A 21,025-nucleotide genomic window follows, 5' to 3' on the forward strand; every position below is an offset into this window, starting at 1 on the left:
CGTGCGAGCGGCGAGCTCGTCGCCAAACGGCTTAAGTGGAGGATCCAGGTGAAGATCAAGCGGCACGGTGCCGTGATCGGCCTCATCGCGGCCGGCGCGCTCGCGCTCACCGCGTGCGGCTCCGACTCGAACACCCCGCAGAGTGGGGGCAGCTCCGGAGCGCCGGCGGCGACCGGCACCGCACAGGTGGAGTGCGGTGGCAAGAAGAGCCTCGTCTCCGAGGGATCCAGCGCCCAGAAGGGCGCGATGGAGCTGTTCATCCAGCAGTACGGCCAGAAGTGCTCCGGCCAGCAGCTCGCCTACACACCGTCCGGATCCGGCAACGGCGTCAAGCAGTTCAACGGCGGCATCGCCGACATCGGCGGCTCGGACTCGGCACTGAAGGACGGCGCCGAGACCGACGCGGCCAAGACGCGCTGCCAGGGCAACCCGGCCTGGAACCTGCCGCTGGTGTTCGGCCCGGTCGCGGTGTCCTACAAGCTCGACGGTGCGACCAGCGTCACGCTGACCCCCGAAGTGCTGGCCAAGATCTTCTCCGGCGCGGTCAAGACGTGGGACGACGCCGCGATCACCGCGGCCAACGGCGGCAAGGCCCTGCCTGCCAAGCCGATCGTCGTGATCTACCGCGGTGACGAGTCGGGCACGACCGACAACTTCCAGCAGTATCTGGGTGCGGCCGCGCCGAGCGCCTGGACCAAGGGCGCGGGCAAGAAGTTCGCCGGCGGTGTCGGCCAGGGTGCGCAGGGCTCGCCGGGTGTGGCCGAGGCGATCGGTGCCGCCGACGGCACCATCGGTTACGTCGAGTGGTCCTTCGCGCAGGACAAGAAGCTGAACATGGCCAAGATCGACAGCGGTGCCGGCGCCGTCGAGCTGACCGCGCAGAGCGCGGCGGCCGCGATCAAGGAAGCCAAGGTCAAGGGCGAGGGCAACAACCTGGTTCTGGACCTGAAGGCGCTGTACGCCAGCAAGGCCGCAGGTGCCTACCCGCTCGTGCTCGCCACGTACGAGATCGTGTGCTCCAAGGGCTACGACGCGGACACCGCCAAGGCGGTCAAGGCGTTCCTGACCGTCGCCGCGACCGACGCCCAGTCGGGCCTGGCCGACGCCGGTTACGTGCCGCTTCCCCAGGAGTTCCAGAACAAGCTGCTGACCGCCATCAAGGCTATCGCCTGACCAGGTAAGGGCTGGCACACTTCGCCATGAGTGAGATCCGGAAGAGGTCTCCGCGCCCCGTCGCCACCGGCTCCGCCGGTGACCGGCGGGGCGGTTCGGCGACCGAGACATCAGCGGAGGCACCGATCTCGGTGGAACCTCGACCCAAAGACCCTCCGCCTTCGGAGGGCCAGCCGAACAAAATCGTGACCCGGCCAGGCGACCGCATCTTCAGCGGTCTGGCCAAGGGCTCCGGCGTCCTGATCGTTGTCATGATCGTCGCGATCGGGGCGTTCCTGCTTGCCCAGGCGATTCCGTCGCTTGTGGACAACAAGGCGAACTTCCTGTTCAGCCGCCAGTGGGTGGCCGGCGATCCGAACAACCTCTCGTTCGGTGTGCTGGATCTGTTGCTGGTCACGGTGTTCAGCTCGATCTTCGCGCTGGCCATCGCGATGCCCATTTCGCTGGGCATCGCGTTGTTCCTGACGCAGTACGCGCCACGCAGACTCGCCCGGCCGTTCGCGTACATCGTGGACCTGCTCGCCGCCGTACCGTCGATCATCTACGGCCTCTGGGGCGCGGTCGTGCTCGCGCCCGCGCTCGATCCGATCACCGGCTGGCTGAACAGTGTCTTCGGCTGGTTCTTCCTGTTCGACACCGGGAACGTCGATCGCAGCATCGGTCAGACGATCTTCACCGCGGGCATCGTGCTCGCCGTGATGCTGCTGCCGATCATCACCGCGATCAGCCGTGAGGTGTTCGAGCGGACGCCGACGATGCAGATCGAGGGTGCGCTCGCCCTTGGCGCCACGCGGTGGGAGGTCGTGCGGACGACCGTGCTGCCGTTCGGCAAGGCCGGCTACATCAGCGCGTCGATGCTGGGTCTCGGCCGTGCCCTCGGCGAGACGATCGCCGTGATGATCATCCTCGCGACCACGTCCCGGAACTTCGGCTGGAGCCTGTTCGACGGTGGCGACACGATCGCGTCGAAGATCGCCCGCGCGGCGGCGGAGTTCAACGACCCGCGCAGCGCCGGTGCGTACATCGCCGCCGGTCTCGTGCTGTTCCTGCTGACCTTCGTCGTCAACGCGATCGCGAGGTCGTTCATCGTCGGCAAGAAGGAGTACGAGTGACGACCACGGATCTCGAACGCCCCGCCGCGGCGCCCGCGTTCCAGGAGATCAGCGCCGGCCGCAAGGCCAAGAACCGGGCGGCCACGATCCTGGTCAGTGGTGCCTTCGTCGTCGCCGTGGCGCCGCTGATCTGGCTGCTGTGGACGGTTCTGGAGAAGGGCCTCACCCATGTCCTGAACGCCGACTGGTGGCAGAAGTCGCTGGCCGGCCTGACCGGACGGCAGTCCGGCGGTGGTGCTTACCACGCCATCTACGGCACCCTGGTCCAGGCGGTGATCTGCGCGGTCATCGCCGTGCCGATCGCCATCATGGTGGCGATCTACCTGGTCGAGTACGGCCGCAACTCGCGGCTGGCCAAGTGGATCACGTTCACTGTGGACATCCTCTCCGGTGTTCCGTCGATCGTCGCCGCGCTGTTCATCTACGCCCTGTGGGTCACCACGTTGGGCCTGCCACGCAGCGCCTTCGCGGTGTCGCTCGCCTTGGTACTGCTGATGATCCCCGTGGTCGTGCGGACCACAGAGGAACTGCTGAAGATCGTTCCGGACGAACTGCGCGAGGCTTCCTACGCGCTGGGCATTCCCAAGTGGAAGACGATCGTGAAAATCGTCGTGCCGACCGCGCTGTCGGGCATCATCACCGGCGTCATGCTGGCGATCGCCCGCGTGATGGGTGAGACCGCGCCGGTGCTGATCCTGGTGGGCTACACGCAGTACATCAACTACGACCCGTTCGGCGGGAACATGGCGTCGCTGCCGTTGTTCATGAACTCCGAGCGGCTGACCACCAACGAAATCGGCGAGGCCAGGGTGTGGGGCGCGGCGGTGACCCTGATCCTGATCATCACCGTGATCAACCTGCTGGCGACCGTGATCTCGCGGCTGACATCAGTGAAGACCAAGTGAGGCGGCCATGGCCAAGCGCATAGACGTCAAAGACCTGAACCTGTACTACGGCAAGTTCCACGCGGTGAACCAGGTGACGCTGTCCGTGCCGCCGCGCAACGTGACCGCCTTCATCGGGCCGTCCGGTTGCGGCAAGTCCACAGTGCTGCGTTCGCTCAACCGGATGCACGAAGTGATCCCCGGCGCCCGCGCCGAGGGCGAGGTGCTGCTGGACGGCGAGGACATCTACGGCTCCACCGTGGACCCGGTGTCGGTCCGGCGCACCATCGGCATGGTGTTCCAGCGGCCCAACCCGTTCCCCACGATGTCCATCCGCGACAACGTGGTGGCCGGCCTGAAGCTCGCGGGCGTGCGCGACAAGAAGAAGCTCGACGAGGTGGCCGAGCGCGCCCTGCGTGGCGCGAACCTCTGGGCCGAGGTCAAGGACCGCCTGGGCAAGCCCGGCGGTGGCCTCTCCGGTGGTCAGCAGCAGCGTCTCTGCATCGCCCGGGCGATCGCCGTCCAGCCGGACGTCCTGCTGATGGACGAACCGTGCTCCGCGCTGGACCCGATCTCCACTCTGGCCATCGAGGACCTGATCACGGAGTTGAAGAAGGACTACACGATCGTCATCGTCACCCACAACATGCAGCAGGCTGCCCGGGTGAGCGACCAGACGGCCTTCTTCAACCTGCTCGGCGTCGGTCAGCCCGGCCAGCTGATCGAGATCGACGACACTGAGAAGATCTTCTCCAACCCCAGCGAAAAGGCGACGGAAGATTACATTTCCGGCCGCTTCGGCTGACCGAAACTCCGATTCCGGACGCGCGAGCCCGCTACTCCGAATTGCGTGATCATTTAGACCGAATGCCCCTGGTGAGTGATCTTTACTCATCAGGGGCATTGTGTGTTCTGGATCACTATCTATGGGGTGTTTGACGGAGTTTGCCGAAATAGATGGTCACGGACCGCTTTCAGGTAAGGACCAAGTGGGTGGAACCCGCACTTCGCTAGGGACACGCTGGGTGTTCGGTTGATACCGTGCGGTCAGATCCGGCGCTAACCCGAGGGGTCCTCATGTACCTCGACGACAAGTCAACCGTTCCGGCGGCTTGGAATGATCCCGCGCGCAACGCCATGGACCAGATGCTCGAGAACATGAAGAACTTCAAGGAAAGCGCGGCGTCCGGCCAGTTCGCGATCAGTGAATCCGGTGGTGAGAGCCTGATCAAGGTGATCCGGATGCTGCAGGACTGGCTGGAGGGCCACGACACCGGCACGCTCGAGCAGAAACCGATGCTCGGCGGCAGCTACGGCGCCAAGGTGATGGCGCCCTTCCTGCAGGAGATCGCGTCCGACGAGCAGGGCTTCATCCCCCAGCTCGCGCGGCTGCGTGACGTGCTCGCCGACGCCGAGACAGGCGTCCACCAGGCGATGGCCAACTACCGCCGGACCGAGCACGCGGTTGCGGGCACGTACCGCCGATAAGCACAGGCAAGGAGAGGTGGCCATGCCGAACGAGGCCGATGGCGTCCGCATCGACGACCTGGGCACCGTGGGGTCCACCGGCCCGGCTGAGCTGGGCGTGTCCGGCCTGCTCGCCAGGATCGCCGCCCATGTGCGTGCCGCCCAGCACCAGACGACCTGCGACGGCACGCGGCAGGCGCCGATGCCCGTCGGTGTGTTGTACGAGAACGTCGACCACCCGAGTCTCAAGGCGATGGTCACCGAAGGCGTGGATCCCGCCCAGGTCGGCACCATCGCCTCGAACTGGCAGCAGGCAGGCTCGCGGCTGACCCAGTTCCAGGACGACGTGACCGGTGCGATCAACACCAGCCGGGCCGAGTGGCAGGGCGACGCCGGTGAAGCCGCGCGGCAGTTCATGGCCGACGTGGGGCGTTGGATCGGCGACGCCGGCCGTGGCGCCAAACTGGCCGGCGACCAGGCCGCCAAGCAGTCTGAGGCGCTTGCGGCGGCCAAGAACGCGATGCCTGAGCCGGTCGCCTTCGACGTGGACGCGGCCAACGCCGAACTGCGTCAGATCACCGACCCGGTCCAGCTGATCTCCCGGTACGCCGAGCACATGAAGGCCTATGCAGCCCAGCAGGCCGCGCAGCGCAGGGCAGCCGAGGTGGTCACGGCCTACGACGCGGCGCTCGCGGAATCCGGCACCATGCCCGCCTTCTCGCCGCCACCCGCCATGGCAGGCAGCGAGAATGTGCGCACGAATGTGCCGCCAATGCCACGCTCATCGACCGACGCACCCGCAGGCAGCACGTCCCCGCAGTCGGCATCCGGCACCGCGCCGATGTCGGTGACGTCAAAGACCTCGGAAAGCACGCCCGCATCGGCCGATACGCCACCACAAGCAGCAGCTGCTGTGCCGTTCGCAGGTGGTTTCGCCGCGGCGCCGCTGATGAACGGCAATACCGAGCGCACGATCGAACCAGCTGTGCCAGGCGGGGCCGCGGCCGCGGACTACATGGTCGAAGGCGACTTCGGCTCCCAGCGCACGGCACCGCCGGTGATCGGCGGATGACCGACACATTCACGCTGTCCCTGGCCGCGGTCGACATCCTGTCCGAAGGCCTGGGAGTGGACTGCCGCCGTTATCCGTTCCAGCTGCCCGGGATCGGGGACTTCGCCGAGGACCGGGTGCGCATCGCGCAGGCCGTGTTCGCCGATCTGGGCCGGCGACGGCTGGTGCGCAACGAAAAGCTGGACCCGGCCGTGGCCGAGGGTCTGCGGCTGATGGCCCGCTACCGCGTGGCGATCGCCGTGATGGGCACGCTCGACGACGAAAGTGGTTTGTACGCAAGGGTTTCCGCGGGCAACGACCGTGGTCTGCTGGTCACCCAGGAAGGCCAGATGTTCCGGTTCGAGTTCGTCCGGCCGGAATCCCTGGCCAGGACCGCGGTCAGCCTGCTGCCCAGGTTGCGGCCCGGGCACGGCCAGTCGGTCACGATCACGACCGCACCCGTTGCCACGGCGGAGAAACCCGAGGGCTTCAGCCGTCAGGTCCGGCCCCCGCGTACCCCGTCGCAGTCACAAATGGCTGCCGCGCAAGAGATGTTGCGCAAGCCTCGGACTGGGGCCGGATACTTCGTCGTGTCCGCAATGGACAGTGCAGGCCGGGAGACCCGGGCACCAGGTTTGAGCTGGCTGGACACCGAAGAAGGGCGCTACATGGCGCAGGCACACCCAGGCGAGGGCGGCGGGACGTTCGCTCCCGCCGACACCATTCGCCTGGTTCAACAGCTCGAAGACCTGATGGCCTCCGTGCTGGATTAGAGCTCGTCGGTGCTGTAACCCGGCATCTTGCCGGTCACCACGAAGACGACCCGGTTCGCGACCGACACGGCGTGGTCGGCGAACCGCTCGTAGAAGCGGCCCAGCAACGTCACGTCGACGGCCGCGGCCACACCATGTGGCCAGTCGCGGTCCATCAGCACGGTGAACAGGTGCTGGTGCAGGTCGTCCATCTCGTCGTCGGCGTCGTCCAGCGCACGGGCCAGCGCGACGTCCTGAGTCCGGATCACCTGCTCGGCCTGGCCGGCCAGTTTGACCGCGACCTTGCCCATCTCGGCAAAGTACGGCTGGACTGAATCCGGCAGCACCGGGTTCGGGTGACGACGGCGGGCCGCCTTGGCCACGTGCAACGCCAGGTCACCCATCCGCTCGAGACTTTCCGCGGCGTGGATGACGGCGAGCACGGTACGCAGGTCGGTCGCGACCGGGGCCTGCAACGCGAGCAGGGCGTATGCCTCTTCTTCCGAGGTCGCCCGGGCGTCGTCGATCTTGGCGTCGTCCCCGATCACCTGCTCGGCGAGCGCCAGATCGGTTTCCAGTAGGGCACGAGTGGCAAGCGCCATCGCGTCGCCGACCATGGAGCACATGTCGGCCAGCTGATTTGCGAGTTGACCGAGCTGGTCACGGTAGGCCTCACGCATGCCGCAAGCCTACGGCCAGGCATCTGTTCTTACCGAATCGCCAAGTGAACCGTCAGTGAACCACAGTCAACAACTAGGCCTAGGCGCAGCTGACATCCCCGGCGTTGACTGTCGACAAGTCCTTGGGCAGTTGCGGGTTGTCAGCCGGGGGTGGTGTGGTCGGCGTACCGGGGCCGCTCGGGTTGGGCGCGGTGATCTTTCCGGCGTAGTTCGGGCCGAGCAGAATCTGCACGGCGCCACCGAGTGCCGGGTCTTGTTCGAGCTTCGCACCTGGAACCGAGGCGGCGGCGGTGAACGCGGCATTCAGATCGGTGCCGTACTTGACCACCGTGGCCGGCACTGCCGGGCCGTCGATGGTCTGCATGACCTGGAAACCCTGATTGCGCAGACCGGTCCCGGCCTTGCGGGCCTCGCCGTCCTTGGCGCCACTGTTGATCACCTGGACCTTGACCGTCTTCGGGTCGACCAGCTGGCCCTGCTGCGTCTGCAACGACTCCGGCGGCTTGCCGCCGGCCTGGGCCTGCGGGCTGCCATCCGCCTGCTCACCCGGCAGCGGCAGTTCCTTGATGATCGCGTTGAACAGATTCTGGTTGTCCTTGACGCGCAGAACCTCGTTGCCGCGCTCGTTCGGCAGGCCGACCGTGGGCACCGTGATGAAGGTGACCTTGCCCGCGCTGACGTTCTGCAGCGACCGGCCCAGCGTCATCAGCTGGTCGGTGTCGATGCCCTCACCGAACGTGGACTTGGTGAACTCGCCGACGAAGTTGGTCAGCTTGTTGACATCCAGCAGCACCTGGCCGGACATGGCCTTGCGCAACAACGACGACAGGAAGCGCTGCTGGCGCTGGATCCGGCCGTAGTCGGAGGTCTTGTCGCCCTCTTTGGAGGTCGGGCTGTCCCGGACGTGCCTGGCGCGCACGAAGTTCAGCGCCTCGTCGTCCTTGAGTACGACCTTCTGGCCGGGCTTCTCGACGATCCAGGTTTTCAGCTCGGTGTCGTACATCGGACGCTCGACACACACCTCGACGCCGTCGACGGCGTTGACCATTCCCTTGAAGCCGTTGAAGTCGATGCCCACGAAGTGGTTGATGCTCAACCCGGTCAGGTTCTGGATCACCCTGGTGACGCACTTCGGGCCACCGACCTGGAAGACCTTGTTGAGTTTCTGGTTCTTGGCCGGGGTGACCTTGCCGCCCGGGTACTTGTTGGTGACCGAGTCGTACTTGTCGCAGTCGGGGATCTGCACCTCTAAGTCACGCGGAAAGGACACCATGACAGCGCGTTTCCGGTCCTTCGGAATGTGCGCGATCATGATCGTGTCCGCGCGGGCGCCGGGTACGCCCCCGGCAGTGCCGACGCCGTCCTCGGCTGCCGCGCCTTCCCGGGTGTCCGAACCGACCATCAGGAAGTTCTCGTCGCCGAGCTGCGCGGCGCCGTCCTTGATGTCGGCCGAGTTCTGGTCGAGCGACTCGACCTCTCTGAACTGGTCGTCCACCCATTGCTTCGTGCCCCAGACGAAGCCGGTGGCCACGAGCAGGACGACGGCGATGCTGGCCGCGGTGATCCGGCCGGTCAGCAGCAGCCTGCGGTTGGGCGGTGGCTTGCGCGTCCCGCCACCTCCGGCGGCGGCCGCTGCGGGCTCGCGTCGTGGCTCCGGCGGTTCCAGTACTTCCACTGGTTCCGGGGGCTCGACGTGCACAGTCGGGAGCTCGGCCAGTTCCTGGTCGAGATTGCCTGCCTGGTCTAGCGGGAGGACGTCAGGCTCTGCGTCGCCCTCCCCCTCGCCTTTTAGCCACGGCATCAAGCGCTCGCGCTTTTCCTTCTTTAGTCGTTCCTCTTCGGCGAGCTCGTCGTGGACGGCGGAGAACCGCGCGAGGGTGGCGTCGACACGGCGGATCTGCTGCACTCCTTCGGAGATGGCTTCCATCTCCGTGGTCATGCTGACCGGGTCCATGTCGTCGCGCCGTGGCGGCGCAGGCGGAGCGGGGCGCTTGAGCGCCGGGGGAATACTCGGGTTCCGATCCGGGTTGCGCTCTGCAACAGGCGGCACTGGCAGCTGAGCCGACGGCTGGGGCAATTGCGCCGACGGCTGCGGCATCTGGGCGGACGGCTGGGGCGGGCGGCCCTTGCCGTTGGCCGGCGTTCGGCACGGGCATCTGCTGGGACGGCTGAGGGGCCGGCGGACGCTGTTGCGGCCGCGGCAGAACGCCTGAGTTCTGCGGTATGGGCAGTGCCGCGGAGCTCTGCTGACCCGGGGCCGGCATCGGGCGCGGGCCCGACGTGTGACCACGCGGAGAAGGCGGCACCTGGTATGTACCGGATGCTTGCGCAATCGGCCTCGGTGCGGGCTTTTGGCCGTTTTGCCCCTTCGTGGGCATTGGGCGCTGCCCCGTGGCATCCCTTGGCGGAGCCTCGCGCGGCGGCGTCTCCCGCTGCTGAACCTCTCGCTGGACAGCTTCACGCTGGGGAGCCTCGCGTGCCGGCTGGGCGGCACGACGGCCGTTGGCCGCAGGCCTGGTGCGCGGCGGCTGCTCGGCCCGTGGCGGCTCTGGCCGCTGTGGTTCCGGCCGCTGGGGCTCAGGGCGAAGCAGTTGCTGCGAGTGCTGCTCCGGGCGCGGCAACTGCTGTGAAAGCTGCTCCTGCCTGGGCGGCTGGGCCTGCCTGCGGGGTGCGGCGGCCCGTCGGGGCGGCTGCGGGGGCTGTACCGGTTCCGCCTCGCGTGCGGCCCGCTGCGGAGCTCGCTGCGGTGTCTGCGGCGCCTGGGCTACCCCGGTGACCTGGGGAATCGGGAGGTCAGTGCGGGAAGCATGCCGCTTGACCAGGTCCGAAACGCTGACGCCACCCGAGTCTTCCATTGACCGTCTGCGACGGCGAGGCTGCTGGTCGGGTGACGCATCCTCGGTCGAGTGACGACTGCGGCGAGCACCGGTGCCGTACGGGCGATCGTCTTCGGGCACCAGGTCTCCCTCCAATCTCAGTCACGTCACGATATCAACACGGTCCCGCTTGTCCAGAAGCGCCGGGAGTTCCCAGTGTTGCAGACCGACAGTGGTCGTTGCCCAGCGATAGTACGGGCGGCGTCCACTTCTGACGACAGGCCGAGGACTATTGCTCACGTTCGGTACGCAGAATCGCGCAGGCAGCTAGGCCAAACGGGGGACTGAAGACGCCTTAGTGAGCCAGTGCCCTCGACTCCGTCACAGCCCGGCGGCCGGCCGCCGGCCCCGCCAGAAATGTCCGTCCGCCGACCCGATATGCGACAGCATTTCGGCCGGACTGTTTCGCGGTGTAGAGCAAGCCGTCGGCTTGGCGCAGCTGCCGTTCCGGCCCGGCGACCAGGCCCGGTGACGGCTCGTGGGTGATGCCGATACTGACTGTTACCCGCAGGCCGATCATGATCTTGGCCCACGGGTGGTTCTCGATCTTGATCCGGGCGGCCTCCGCCATCGCGACCGCGGCCGGGCCGTCCACACCGGGCAGGACCAGCGCGAACTCCTCGCCGCCGTACCGTGCGCAGAACGCGTCCCCGGGCAGGCCGTCCTGCAACAGCTCGACGACGCGCTGCAACACACGGTCGCCGATCAAGTGCCCGAACGTGTCATTGACTTGTTTGAACCAGTCCAGGTCGACGAGCGCGATCGCCAGCCCGCCGGGCTTGTCCCGCCGCTCGTTGAGCAACGTGACCAGACGCTGGTCCAAGTAGCGACGGTTGTAACTGGCCGTCAGGCTGTCGCGGATGCTCTGCTCGCGAGCCTCCGCGTGTTCACGGCGCAACCGGTCGACTTCGCGGCGTAGTTGCTCGGGGATGCGCGGGGTCTCGGTCTTGTCCGCGTGCACGAGTTCAAGGGCGGAACGAAGGTGCTGATAGGCCTGCCGCCACTGGCCACGGGAGGCGAGCAGCGTGGCGATCGACTCGTGCAGCTGCACAAGGCTTGTGCCATCAGGCGTGTTCACTCCGCCTGTGTCCTCGTGCGCGGCCCACTCCGGCGGGTCTGACACGGGCTCAGGCTCGGCGATACCGCGTCCGAGTCCGGTCACCGCCTTCACCTCCCTCATGTACCTCTGTCGACCGGATGGCGGCTCGCCTTGAGACACTGAGGGCAGGTGTATGCAGATTTCCCTCGACTGGTTGACGAACGGTTGACGAACGGTTGCTCCAACCCGGTGAAGGTGTGTGACACGTCTCGCAGCCGGGTCAGTTCTCCCGGAAGCACGGCATGAAGCCGTAAACAGCGCCATCGAGCACGACAACACGCTCGGAACCGATCTGGTCGCCGAGCACCTTGCCGTCCTTCGTGATCGTTAATGAGACAGCCACCACATACACGCTGCCGCGCGGTTTGCGGCCGGCTTCGGGCGACCAGTCCGGGTCCTGGCGAAGTGTTGCCATGGTCGGATCGACCGTGATGATGGCACCTTGCAGATCGCACAGCCGGTCGGTGTAGTCCGGATGTTGCGTCTTGCGAAGGAAATCCCGTTGGGCGGCGGCGCCCTCTTCGGCCGATTTGCCGAACTCGCTGAAATATCGGGCGATCAGCGCCTCATCGCCGAAATGGGCCGGGACCGGGCTGCCTGCGACTGTGGTTGAACAGGCGGTCGCGCAGCCCGCCGCCAGCGCGACCACCGCCAGGACAGCACGCATGGCCGGCGTTATCCCCCGGAGTGCATGACATCGGCGCCGATCGGGACGGACCGGTCATCCGGATCGTCGAGCCAGCCCTCAGGCAGCGTGACCTTGCCCGGCGACCCCTGACGGCCGCGCGGGCCCTCAGCGTCGGCAGGGAAGGGGGCATCGTGGTCGAGCTGGGCGACCAGGTCCTCGATCTGGCCGACGGTGTCCACAAGCGCGAACTTCTGGCGCAGCTCGGAGCCGACCGGGAAACCCTTGAGGTACCAGGCCATGTGCTTGCGAAGGTCGCGGATGCCCTTGTCCTGGCCGAGATGGGCCTCCAGCAGCAGGGCGTGCCGGTGCAGGATCTCGCCGACCCGGCCCAGATTCGGGCCGTCCGGAATCGGCTCGCCCCGGAAAGCGGCCTGCAGTTCGGCGAAAAGCCAAGGCCGCCCAAGACATCCCCGGCCGACGACAACACCGTCGCACCCGGTCTCGTCGATCATCCTGATCGCGTCGCCCGCGCTGAAGATATCCCCGTTGCCCAGTACGGGAATAGTGGTGACGGCCTCCTTGAGCCGCGCGATCCTCGACCAGTCGGCCGTACCGGAATACCGCTGGGCAGCAGTCCGCGCATGCAACGCAACCGCTTGTGCCCCTTCAGCTTCGGCGATCCGCCCGGCATCCAGATAAGTCAGGTGCTCATCATCGATCCCGACCCGGAACTTGACTGTCACAGGCACATCCCCGGCAGCCTCGACCGCGGCCTTGACAATGTCCCCGAAAAGGCGGCGTTTGTAAGGAAGAGCGGCGCCGCCCCCCTTCTTGGTGACCTTCGGCACCGGGCACCCGAAGTTCATGTCGATGTGGTCGGCCTTGTCCTCCCCGACAATGATCTTGGTGGCCTCAGCGATCGTCGCCGGGTCCACGCCGTAGAGCTGCAACGACCGCGGGTGTTCGCCGGGCCCGAACGTGATCATGTGCATGGTCTTCTCGTCACGTTCGACGATTGCCCGCGCCGTGATCATCTCGCAGACATACAGGGAGGTGGGGCTGCCGAATTCCCGGCACAGCTGCCGGAACGCCACGTTTGTGATGCCCGCCATGGGGGCGAGCACAACAGCAGGATCGACCTCGTAAGGGCCAATTTTCAACGACGGGGTTCCGGCAGTCACGACATCAAGGCTAACCGGCTGGCCGGAGGTGTCGCCCGACGTGCGGTCAGGGGAAATTTCCGGTCACGGTTACCCGGTCTTCGGCCTACCGTTCGCATCGGTCCGTTGTGCCGACTTTGTTGGGAGCGCGCCATGGTTCGGCCGCGGGTCGAAGCCAGTGTCAACGCCGCGGGGTTCGGCCCATTGGTGGCCAGATGCCCACATCCCAACCGAGCGGTCAACGCATCTGCCTATTGGGCGTGGGTGGCCCTGCTGGCCATACTTCCCCTGTCCGCTGTGTTGCTCGCGATCACCGGACGGTTGGCGGACGAAGGCACGACGCCACAGTGGGGGGTGATCCTGCCGTTGAACGCGGTAGCGATCGCGCTGGGTGTTTTTCTCGCCGTTCGTGCGGTCGGCTGCGTGACCCGGCATGCCTTCTACCTGTATCCGCAGGGCTATCTTGTCGTGGCGCCCTCCGGGCGTGTGGGCCGGGCGGTGAAATGGGAGGACGTGGGGAGGATCGACCGATTCACGTTCCAATTCCGGATCGCCATCGTTGGCCTCGAACCGCGCGTCAGTTACAAGATCCACCACGCCTTCGACCAACCCCGGCCCATCAAGTTCACCGAGCCCGTCGGCCGGGAAGTACTGGGACCACTCATCTGCAAACTGCACGCCGAGGCCAGTCGATCGGCACGCTGAAGAGCGCGGACATTATCATCGTGTTGACTTCGGGCATCCGAAGTTCATGTCGATGTGGTCGGCCTTGTCCTCCCCGACAATGATCTTGGTGGCCTCAGCGATCGTCGCCGGGTCCACGCCGTAGAGCTGCAACGACCGCGGGTGTTCGCCGGGCCCGAACGTGATCATGTGCATGGTCTTCTCGTCACGTTCGACGATTGCCCGCGCCGTGATCATCTCGCAGACATACAGGGAGGTGGGGCTGCCGAATTCCCGGCACAGCTGCCGGAACGCCACGTTTGTGATGCCCGCCATGGGGGCGAGCACAACAGCAGGATCGACCTCGTAAGGGCCAATTTTCAACGACGGAGTTCCAGCAGTCATGCCCACGGCTAATGGTTGCAGTCGTGGTGCTACCTTGGTAGTACCGGACGAGCTATCATCGGGTCATGGCGGTGGAGAAGTTGAGCGTGTCCCTTCCGGACATCGTCGCGGCGCGAGCTCGGCGAGCAGCTGACCGGGCAGGTGTGCCGTTGTCGGCGTGGCTGGCGCAAGCCGCTGAAGCTGCTGCGGATCTTGCCGAGGCTCAGGCCGCCGCACAGGAGTACGCGGCCAGGTTCGGTGAGCCGGATCCCGCTGAGCTGGCACAGATTCGTGCCCAGCTCGCGGAAGTGGGTGCCGGCTCGCCCGAGTCGCCGGAGGAGGCTTCGGCGCGTGCGGATGCTCTGGCCCGGCTTCTGGGATTGCCGAACGAAAGGCGAGCCGGTTGAGTGCTCGTGGTCTGATCTTGGATGCCGGTGCGCTGATCCACGTCGAAGGCAATCCCAGGGGACGCGTCTATGGGGCATGCCGTGATGCTCTTGATGCGGGAACACCTGCGCTGCTGCCAACAGTCGTACTCGCACAGGTATGGCGGGCGAGTCCAAGGCAGGCCCCGGTCTCGATGCTCCGCCGGATGTGCCGACCCGTCCCGTTCACCGAGGATGTCGCGGAAGCAGTCGGCCGCTTGCTCGCGTTGGCTGGAACGGCCGACGTTGTCGACGCAGCCGTTGTCATTGCCGCGATCAGCCACGGCGGCGCGGTACTGACCTCGGATCCCGGTGACCTTGGGAAACTCGCGGACGCCGCTGGTGTACAGATACCGCTGATCACCGTCTGATCGTTGTTGCCCTCTCCGGCGAAGATGAGGTGTGGTCTTGCCGGCAGGCTGATCGGAGGTGTCGGCTGGTGCGCGGTCAAGGGGAAATCTCCGGTCACGGTTTGCCGGGCTTCGGCCTACCGTTCGCACCATGACCACGGATGTGCCGCTTCGGGTCCAGGCCGGTGCGGAGAAGGCCGGATTCGGCCCGTTGACAGCCAAGTTCCTCCACCCCAACGGTCGGGTGTACGCGATCGTCTATGGCGGCTGGGCGTTCATGCTGATCGTGTACCCCGTGATCATGCTCGCGGTCATGATCGGAGGGCCTTCGGCGGGAGCACGATGGGCGGTTGCGTTGCCGGCCGTCGCCGTGCTGGCCGCGTTGGGTGTTCTCCTTGCCCGCCAGGCGATCGGTTCGGTGAACCGGCGTGCTTTCTATCTGTACCCGCAGGGCTATATCGCCACAGCGGCCTCCGGACGTGTGGTCCGGGTGGTGAACTGGCGGGACGTGTCCCGGATAGAGGGGGCGGGTCCGGGACTCACGATGCAGGTCCGAGCCGGGCTGTTCGGCAAGGTGCGCAACGTCTGCCTGATCCGCCATCACCGGGGCAAGGGCAGGCCCATCAGGTTCACTGAGATCGCCGACCGGGCGACGGTGGCACCGCTTGCCTACCGACTGCATGCCCAGGCCATCCATCAGGAAAGCTAGCCAGCGGCTTTCCAGTGGAGCCGTTCGTCGTCGACCGCGGGCACAAACCCGTGGCCGGTGCCAGCCGCCACCTTTCGCACGCCGGACAATTCGGGCCGGGCACCCGTGGGTGGCCCGGCCCGAGGTTTGGTGCTACGCGGCGAGTTTGGCGTAGACGATGATGTTGTCCTTGTAGCTGTGGGCGGCTTTGTCGAAGGCGCCGCCACAGGTGATCAGTCTGAGTTCGGATTCGGTTGTGGTGCCGAAGATCGCTTCTTCGGGGAGCTGCTCTTTGGGGACCTGCTGGGTGCGGGTGGCCACGAAGCGGAGGTCTTGGCCGTCGGCGCGTTTGACGAAGATCTCGTCGCCGGCCTTCAGTTCGTGCAGCTTGTAGAAGATGCCTGGCTTCTGGTTTCCGTCGACGTGCCCAAGCAGGATCGAGGGGCCGGGGTCGCCTGGCACCTGGCTGTGCTTGTACCAGGCGGCCTGCATCGGCTGGTCGACCGACGGCACTTCGATGGCCCTGGCCTTGTTGAGGCCGACTGCTACCAGGGTTGATTCGGCGCTGATCTTGGGGATGCGCACGTTTGTCGGAATCGGCCTGCCGTCCTTCGCGGACGCCTCGGCCGGGGTGGCCACAGTGGACTCCGACTGCGTGGTCACCGGCGGCGGCGCGCTGGTCGCGGTGTCGGCCGGGCTGGTGCCACAGGCGGCCAGGACCAGGGTCAGAGTGGCCGCGACCAGGCCGCGGCCGCCCCAGGACTTGAGCGACATCAGATCGAGAACTGGGCGGTGGCGCCGCCACCGGTCTCGATCTTGCCCTTCGGCTTCAGAACGGTCTTGCGCCGCACGTCATCTGCTGTCGGCGGCTTGGCCTGGACCGGGGCGTCAGGGGTCACGGTGAAGGTGGCGGTCAGCTTGTCGGTGCCGCAGGTGGCTGTGGCCGTGTGCTGGCCCACAGTCGCGTCCTTCTTCACGAAGCCACCCATCGCGCTGACGTTGTCCTCGTCGTACCGGGAGCCGGACACCAGGTCGATGGCCTCCGACGCGAACCCGGAAACCTTGCCCTCCGGGCAGAACACGACGATCACGACGAGGCTGCCACGGGCAGCGCTGCTCGGCTCGACCGCGATCTCGCCCTTGGCGGGCGCCGGGGCGGGCTCCAGGTCCTTGATCTTCTTGTCGGCCGCCGCGATCGCCTTCTCGGCGCTCTCGGCCGCGCGGTCCGAGCGGGACAGGGTCTGCGCCGCCTTGACCCGGAGGTCGGTGGTCCACTCCAGGCTCTTGTCGTCGAGGAACGCCTGCATGTCCTGCCGCATCGTCGCTGCCTCGGACTTCACCTTCACCGCGGCTTGCTTGGCCTTCTTGGCCTCATCCTGGGTCTTGGCCTTCGCCACGGCGGTCGTGGCTTCGGCCGCGTCCTTCTCGAGCTGGTCGGCGCGCTTGATGAACGCGTCCAGCCGCTCCTGCAGGGTCTCTTTGTTCTGCTGCTGCTCGGCGGCGGGTGCGCCGGGCGGGGTGGCGGCCAACGCGGCCGGCGCCACCAGCACAGCGGCGGAAACGCTGACGAGCACGGCGCGCGACAGTACGCCCAAGGATCTCTTCAAGACTTTCTCCCCTGAATGTTCTACCCCACTGGCAAATCCCCTAATCGCGGGGACGACGCCAGCTAACACGAAAGGAGTAATCAACGCCAAACCGGTTATGCGTGAAGGAAGTCACGTACAAACCCTGTAACGAAAAGCGAATCCCCAGGTCAAGACTGCTATCGACGTTCAATCCTCCTGATATCTACACAATACCTTCACCGTTGCCGGTGCGCTGCATCGGCAACGGTTTCAGCTGAGCCTGAAACCCTCAGGATCAAGTGCTTTTCGCGCGACTGGGAGTGCATTCGGTCGCTTCGGACAGGCAGGTGGCCATCAGGCCGGTACCTGGGACAATCGGATCGTGCGAGCAAGCCGGTTGTTGTCGGTCCTCCTGCTGTTGCAGGCCAGGGGCCGGATGACGGCGCAGGAACTGGCCGACGAGCTGGAGGTCTCGGTCCGCACGATCTACCGGGACGTGGATTCGCTGAGCGCCGCCGGGGTGCCGGTGTACGCCGACCGCGGCCCGGCCGGCGGGTACCAACTGCTGGCCGGTTACCGCACCCAGCTGACCGGCATGACCACTGCCGAAGCCGAGTCGTTGTTCCTGGCCGGCCTGCCTGACCAGGCCAAACAGCTCGGGTTGGGTGAGGTCGTGGCCGCCGCGCAGCTCAAGCTGATGGCCGCGTTGCCGCCGGAACTACGCAGCCGGGCGGAGTCGATCCGCGAACGGTTCCTGCTGGACGCGCCCGCGTGGTTTCGTGAGCAGCATGAGCCACCGCGGTATCTGGCAGCGGTCGCGGGGGCGGTGTGGGACCAGCGCCGGATCTCCGTGCGCTACCGGCGGTGGGGAAATTCCGAAGTGGACCGAATCCTCGAGCCGCTGGGAATCGTGCTGAAGAACGGCGTCTGGTACCTGGTCGCGAAGGGCAGCGGCGAGCCTCGCACCTACCGCGTGTCGCGAATCCTGGCGCTCACCGTGTCCGACGAGCAGTTCGACCGGCCTGCCGACTTCGACCTGGGTAAACACTGGGAGATCGCGGCCGAACGCGTGGAGGCCACACTGTGGCGGGGCGAGGCCAAGGTCCGGTTGTCCCCGCAGGGCCGGCGGATGGCTTTCCTGCTCGGCCCGGTGGTGAACCGCGCGCTCGCCGACCGCGCCGGCGAGCCCGATCAGGACGGCTGGACCACGGTCGTGGTGCCGATCGAGACGAACCTGCACGCCCTGCACGCCATCCTGCAGCTCGGCCCGGACGCGGAAGTCCTTGAGCCGAAAGAACTCCGCGAGATGTTCGTACGGGCCGCGACCGATCTCGCCCGGATCTACACCTAGCCGACGTCCCTGGCCAGCAGGTCTTCCTCAGTTTCCCGGCGGACGAGCGGCCGCGCGAAGCCGTCCCGCACCCCGATGATCGGCGGACGGCAGACCTGGTTGTAGTTGGAAGCAAGCGAATGGTGATACGCGCCGGTCACCGGCACTGCGAGCACGTCACCTGGCCGCACGTCCGATGGCAAAGGCACGTCGGTAGCGAGTACATCGCCTGCCTCACAATGCCGTCCCACGACTGAAACTGTCCTAATTGGAGCACCTGAAGGCCGGCCCGCCAACCGGACAAGGTAACGAGCGCCGTACAGGGCAACGCGCATGTTGTCGCTCATCCCGCCGTCCACAGCAACGTAAGGACCTTTCACAGTCACCACACGGTAAAGCGTCACACCGGCGTTGGCGACAAGAGCGCGACCTGGCTCAATAGTCAGCTTCAGAGCGGGAATCCCGAGCGCCGAGGCGGTGTAGTTGACCGCGACACGCACCCGCTGCGCGTACCCGGTCAGATCGAACTCCTGCTCGCCTGGCAGATAAGGCACGGCGTGCCCACCGCCGAGGTCAAGCGAGCCCACGACAACGCCGTGCCGGTCACGGATTCTCCCGATGAACTCGACCATCCGGCGCGCGGCCAGCTCATACCCGGCCACACTGGCCACCTGCGAACCGATATGGCAGTGCAGTCCGGCCAGTCGCAGGCCAGGCTGCGCCAGCACGGCGTCGACCGCGGCCATCGCAGCCCCGCTACGCAGCGAGAACCCGAACTTCTGGTCCTCCACCCCGGTCGCGATCGCCTTGTGCGTGTGCCCGTCCACGCCCGGGGTCACCCGGATGAGCACACGCTGCGGATATCGGGCCAGCGAACCCAACTGTTGGATCTCGTCGAGCGAGTCGACCACGATCCGGCCGACCTGGTAACCCAGCGCCGCCTTCCAGTCCTCACTGGTCTTCGCGTTGCCGTGCAACAGGATCCGCTCGGCGGGAAAGCCTGCCGCGCGGGCGGCCGCCACCTCGCCCGCCGAGCAGACGTCCAGGGAGAACCCCTGCTCAGCCATCAAACGCAGCACCGCACGGCACATCAGGGCCTTCCCCGCGTACGCGATCTCGAAGTCGGGGAGGGCGACCCGGTAGTCCAGGCACCGGCGCCGGACTTCGTCCTCGTCGAGGATGTACGCGGGCGTGCCGAACCGTGCGGCGAGTTCGTTGACGGAGATTCCGGCGATGCTCAGTCCGTCCGGTCCCGCACATGCGCTGCGCGGCCAGACATCCGGCTCCAGTTTGGTGTGCAGTGATCCGGCGATGCTCGGGAGCACTTCGGTGAGAGTCACAGCTTCACCACAGCGCGTCGCGGGCCGTCCAGCGCCCCGAGTGGACACAGTCATGACGATCCGGACGTTGTTGTTAGCGCGGTGTTTACGGCCAGGTGACGCTGGCCACTAGAACTTCCTGGCCACCTCACGGGCTTGTTCGTGGGCGAGCTTCCGGTCCGTGTCGGCGGTCGCGGTGACCAGATTGGGCCGGAACTGAATTGGCGTGATGTCGTGGATTCCGGCCCATTGCAGCCAGTTCTCCAGGTACGGCTGCTGGAAGTCGGCGCCGAACGCCGGTGCCAGGCCTTCGCCGTAGACCGCGCTCGTGTAGATCACCGCAGCCTTCTTGCCGCGCAACAGTCCTGTGTATCCGGCCGCCGGGTCGAACGAGAAGAGCATGCCCGGCTGGCTGATCACATCGATGAGCTGCTTGAGGATGTAAGGGATACCCGCGTTCCACATCGGCACGCTGAACACGTATTTGTCGGCCGCGTTGATCCGCTCGAAGGTCGCGACCGCCTTCGCCCAGGCCTCGCTGGACGGCTCCTGGCCGGCGAAAACGGCCATCTTGGCGGCTGCGGCGTCCGGCCCGAACGCAGGTAGCGAGCCGTCCCACAGGTCGAATGTGGTGACCTCGTGCCCGGGATGGATTTCCTGGTAGGTCTCCAGGAAGGTGTGCGCGATCGCGAGTGACTCGGACGCCTCGCCGCGAGGCGAGGCCGAAATGTGCAGAACCTTGCTCATGACAGCCCTCTCAGTCGAAACGGACTCCGGTCCGCTTCGACTGAGGTTAGCGGACTACGGTCCGGTTGTCACCCCGCTGAGTGTGAGCAGGGCGAGCGTCACAGCGCCGGCCTTGGCACGCTCGGCCTGGTGGTTCAGTGCTTTGCGCAGGTCGGCGGCCAGTGGCGCGAGGATCGCGTGGGCCAGATAGTCGGCGTCCAGGTCGGGGCGGGCCTTGGCGAGCAGGATCGTCACGTGCCGGTGCCAGAACTGGTAGGCCCCGACCCGGTAGCGCGCCCCGGGCGACGCCGTCTCGGACAGGTGGACAAGATCGAGATTGGCTTCCAGGAAATCGGCATAGGCCTCGACGAACGCCACCAGTCGGGCGCCGGCGGGCGCGTCCGGGCCGAGCGGCGCCGGGCCGGACAGCACGCCCTGCTGCAGTTCGCGTTCCCGGTCGTCGAGCAGGGCCACGGCCAGGCCGGACTTGTCGCCGAATCGCCGGAACAACGTGCCCTTGCCGACGCCGGCCTCCGCAGCGATCTGGTCCATCGACACGCCTGCGACGCCGTGCCGCTCGAACAGTCGAGCGGCGGCGTCCAGGATCTTCTGGCGGTTTCGGGCCGCGTCGGCACGTTCTTTGGGCGGTCCGGCGCCGATTTTCAGCGGGTCTTCGTCAGGCACAAGGGG

The 21,025-nt window shown here is 66.5% G+C and carries 23 protein-coding genes and 1 pseudogene; 13 read left to right on the forward strand and 11 right to left on the reverse strand.

Features of this window, described 5'->3' with window-relative positions:
* The first annotated feature begins 48 nt into the window (after window positions 1–48).
* The 7 genes from pstS to JOF56_RS12695 all read left to right on the forward strand — a co-directional run bounded on the left by pstS (window position 49) and on the right by JOF56_RS12695 (window position 6,460).
* On the forward strand, window positions 49–1,173 hold the full coding sequence (pstS, locus tag JOF56_RS12665; protein ID WP_209637449.1) for a phosphate ABC transporter substrate-binding protein PstS: 1,125 nt from the start codon (window positions 49–51) through the stop codon (window positions 1,171–1,173).
* A gap of 26 nt (window positions 1,174–1,199) precedes the next feature.
* A complete protein-coding gene (gene pstC / locus JOF56_RS12670; protein ID WP_209637451.1) occupies window positions 1,200–2,285 on the forward strand; it encodes a phosphate ABC transporter permease subunit PstC in 1,086 nt (361 codons plus the stop codon).
* Window positions 2,282–3,190: a phosphate ABC transporter permease PstA gene (pstA, locus tag JOF56_RS12675; RefSeq protein ID WP_209637453.1), complete on the forward strand. Its 909-nt coding sequence runs from the start codon at window positions 2,282–2,284 to the stop codon at window positions 3,188–3,190. The genes pstC and pstA overlap by 4 nt, the downstream gene beginning before the upstream one ends.
* 7 nt (window positions 3,191–3,197) lie before the next feature.
* Window positions 3,198–3,974 carry a phosphate ABC transporter ATP-binding protein PstB gene (pstB, locus tag JOF56_RS12680; RefSeq protein ID WP_209637455.1) on the forward strand — a complete coding sequence of 259 codons (777 nt, stop codon included), beginning with the start codon at window positions 3,198–3,200 and terminating at the stop codon, window positions 3,972–3,974.
* Between the two features lie 272 nt (window positions 3,975–4,246).
* A complete protein-coding gene (locus JOF56_RS12685) occupies window positions 4,247–4,657 on the forward strand; it encodes a hypothetical protein (protein WP_209637457.1) in 411 nt (136 codons plus the stop codon).
* Between the two features lie 22 nt (window positions 4,658–4,679).
* Window positions 4,680–5,708: a PPE domain-containing protein gene (locus JOF56_RS12690; RefSeq protein ID WP_209637459.1), complete on the forward strand. Its 1,029-nt coding sequence runs from the start codon at window positions 4,680–4,682 to the stop codon at window positions 5,706–5,708.
* Window positions 5,705–6,460 carry an ESX secretion-associated protein EspG gene (locus JOF56_RS12695; RefSeq protein ID WP_209637461.1) on the forward strand — a complete coding sequence of 252 codons (756 nt, stop codon included), beginning with the start codon at window positions 5,705–5,707 and terminating at the stop codon, window positions 6,458–6,460. Before JOF56_RS12690 ends, JOF56_RS12695 begins: the two co-directional genes overlap by 4 nt.
* On the opposite strand, the gene phoU is transcribed toward JOF56_RS12695, so the two are convergent.
* Entirely contained in the window at window positions 6,457–7,119 is a 663-nt protein-coding gene (gene phoU, locus JOF56_RS12700) for a phosphate signaling complex protein PhoU (protein WP_209637463.1), read from the reverse strand. The genes JOF56_RS12695 and phoU overlap by 4 nt on opposite strands.
* A 79-nt stretch (window positions 7,120–7,198) precedes the next feature.
* Entirely contained in the window at window positions 7,199–9,058 is a 1,860-nt protein-coding gene (locus tag JOF56_RS12705; protein WP_209637465.1) for an LCP family protein, read from the reverse strand.
* A gap of 412 nt (window positions 9,059–9,470) precedes the next feature.
* Here JOF56_RS12705 and JOF56_RS12710 point away from each other — a divergent pair, with 412 nt between their 5' ends.
* The gene (locus JOF56_RS12710) at window positions 9,471–9,749 is read left to right on the forward strand and encodes a hypothetical protein (protein WP_209637467.1); all 279 of its coding nucleotides are present in this window, start codon (window positions 9,471–9,473) and stop codon (window positions 9,747–9,749) included.
* Between the two features lie 541 nt (window positions 9,750–10,290).
* Here the strand turns inward: JOF56_RS12710 and JOF56_RS12715 are convergent.
* The 3 genes from JOF56_RS12715 to dusB form a co-directional block, all read right to left on the reverse strand.
* A complete protein-coding gene (locus JOF56_RS12715; RefSeq protein ID WP_307855070.1) occupies window positions 10,291–11,157 on the reverse strand; it encodes a GGDEF domain-containing protein in 867 nt (288 codons plus the stop codon).
* A gap of 157 nt (window positions 11,158–11,314) precedes the next feature.
* On the reverse strand, window positions 11,315–11,761 hold the full coding sequence (locus tag JOF56_RS12720) for a hypothetical protein (protein WP_209637471.1): 447 nt from the start codon (window positions 11,759–11,761) through the stop codon (window positions 11,315–11,317).
* An 8-nt stretch (window positions 11,762–11,769) separates the two neighbouring features.
* Window positions 11,770–12,903 carry a tRNA dihydrouridine synthase DusB gene (gene dusB / locus JOF56_RS12725; RefSeq protein WP_209637473.1) on the reverse strand — a complete coding sequence of 378 codons (1,134 nt, stop codon included), beginning with the start codon at window positions 12,901–12,903 and terminating at the stop codon, window positions 11,770–11,772.
* Between the two features lie 132 nt (window positions 12,904–13,035).
* Here dusB and JOF56_RS12730 point away from each other — a divergent pair, with 132 nt between their 5' ends.
* A complete protein-coding gene (locus JOF56_RS12730) occupies window positions 13,036–13,587 on the forward strand; it encodes a hypothetical protein (protein ID WP_209637474.1) in 552 nt (183 codons plus the stop codon).
* Window positions 13,588–13,617: 30 nt separating this feature from the next.
* Here JOF56_RS12730 and JOF56_RS12735 read toward each other — a convergent pair.
* Window positions 13,618–13,950, reverse strand: a pseudogene (locus JOF56_RS12735) (tRNA-dihydrouridine synthase); the annotation flags it as partial.
* A gap of 65 nt (window positions 13,951–14,015) precedes the next feature.
* On the opposite strand from JOF56_RS12735, the gene JOF56_RS12740 reads away from it, so the two are divergent.
* From JOF56_RS12740 to JOF56_RS12750, 3 genes are all read left to right on the forward strand, one after another.
* The gene (locus tag JOF56_RS12740) at window positions 14,016–14,336 is read left to right on the forward strand and encodes a hypothetical protein (RefSeq protein WP_209637476.1); all 321 of its coding nucleotides are present in this window, start codon (window positions 14,016–14,018) and stop codon (window positions 14,334–14,336) included.
* Window positions 14,337–14,521: 185 nt separating this feature from the next.
* The gene (locus JOF56_RS12745; RefSeq protein ID WP_209637479.1) at window positions 14,522–14,725 is read left to right on the forward strand and encodes a hypothetical protein; all 204 of its coding nucleotides are present in this window, start codon (window positions 14,522–14,524) and stop codon (window positions 14,723–14,725) included.
* A gap of 130 nt (window positions 14,726–14,855) precedes the next feature.
* Window positions 14,856–15,413, forward strand: coding sequence for a hypothetical protein (locus JOF56_RS12750; RefSeq protein WP_209637481.1), 558 nt, complete (start codon window positions 14,856–14,858; stop codon window positions 15,411–15,413).
* A gap of 132 nt (window positions 15,414–15,545) precedes the next feature.
* Here the strand turns inward: JOF56_RS12750 and JOF56_RS12755 are convergent, their stop codons facing one another.
* Together JOF56_RS12755 and JOF56_RS12760 are read right to left on the reverse strand one after the other, a co-directional pair.
* The gene (locus JOF56_RS12755; protein WP_209637483.1) at window positions 15,546–16,166 is read right to left on the reverse strand and encodes a class F sortase; all 621 of its coding nucleotides are present in this window, start codon (window positions 16,164–16,166) and stop codon (window positions 15,546–15,548) included.
* Window positions 16,166–16,999: a hypothetical protein gene (locus JOF56_RS12760; protein ID WP_209637485.1), complete on the reverse strand. Its 834-nt coding sequence runs from the start codon at window positions 16,997–16,999 to the stop codon at window positions 16,166–16,168. Before JOF56_RS12760 ends, JOF56_RS12755 begins: the two co-directional genes overlap by 1 nt.
* Window positions 17,000–17,342: 343 nt before the next feature.
* Here JOF56_RS12760 and JOF56_RS12765 point away from each other — a divergent pair, with 343 nt between their 5' ends.
* Complete coding sequence (locus JOF56_RS12765) at window positions 17,343–18,311, forward strand: helix-turn-helix transcriptional regulator (RefSeq protein ID WP_209637486.1); 969 nt, start codon at window positions 17,343–17,345, stop codon at window positions 18,309–18,311.
* Here JOF56_RS12765 and lysA read toward each other — a convergent pair.
* The 3 genes from lysA to JOF56_RS12780 all read right to left on the reverse strand — a co-directional run bounded on the left by lysA (window position 18,308) and on the right by JOF56_RS12780 (window position 21,019).
* Complete coding sequence (gene lysA / locus JOF56_RS12770) at window positions 18,308–19,630, reverse strand: diaminopimelate decarboxylase (protein WP_209637488.1); 1,323 nt, start codon at window positions 19,628–19,630, stop codon at window positions 18,308–18,310. The genes JOF56_RS12765 and lysA overlap by 4 nt on opposite strands.
* Before the next feature lie 108 nt (window positions 19,631–19,738).
* The gene (locus JOF56_RS12775) at window positions 19,739–20,356 is read right to left on the reverse strand and encodes an FMN-dependent NADH-azoreductase (RefSeq protein ID WP_209637490.1); all 618 of its coding nucleotides are present in this window, start codon (window positions 20,354–20,356) and stop codon (window positions 19,739–19,741) included.
* A 54-nt stretch (window positions 20,357–20,410) separates the two neighbouring features.
* Window positions 20,411–21,019: a TetR/AcrR family transcriptional regulator gene (locus JOF56_RS12780; protein WP_209637492.1), complete on the reverse strand. Its 609-nt coding sequence runs from the start codon at window positions 21,017–21,019 to the stop codon at window positions 20,411–20,413.
* Window positions 21,020–21,025: the final 6 nt, after the last annotated feature.

The organism is Kibdelosporangium banguiense (assembly GCF_017876405.1).
GTDB lineage: Bacteria > Actinomycetota > Actinomycetes > Mycobacteriales > Pseudonocardiaceae > Kibdelosporangium > Kibdelosporangium banguiense.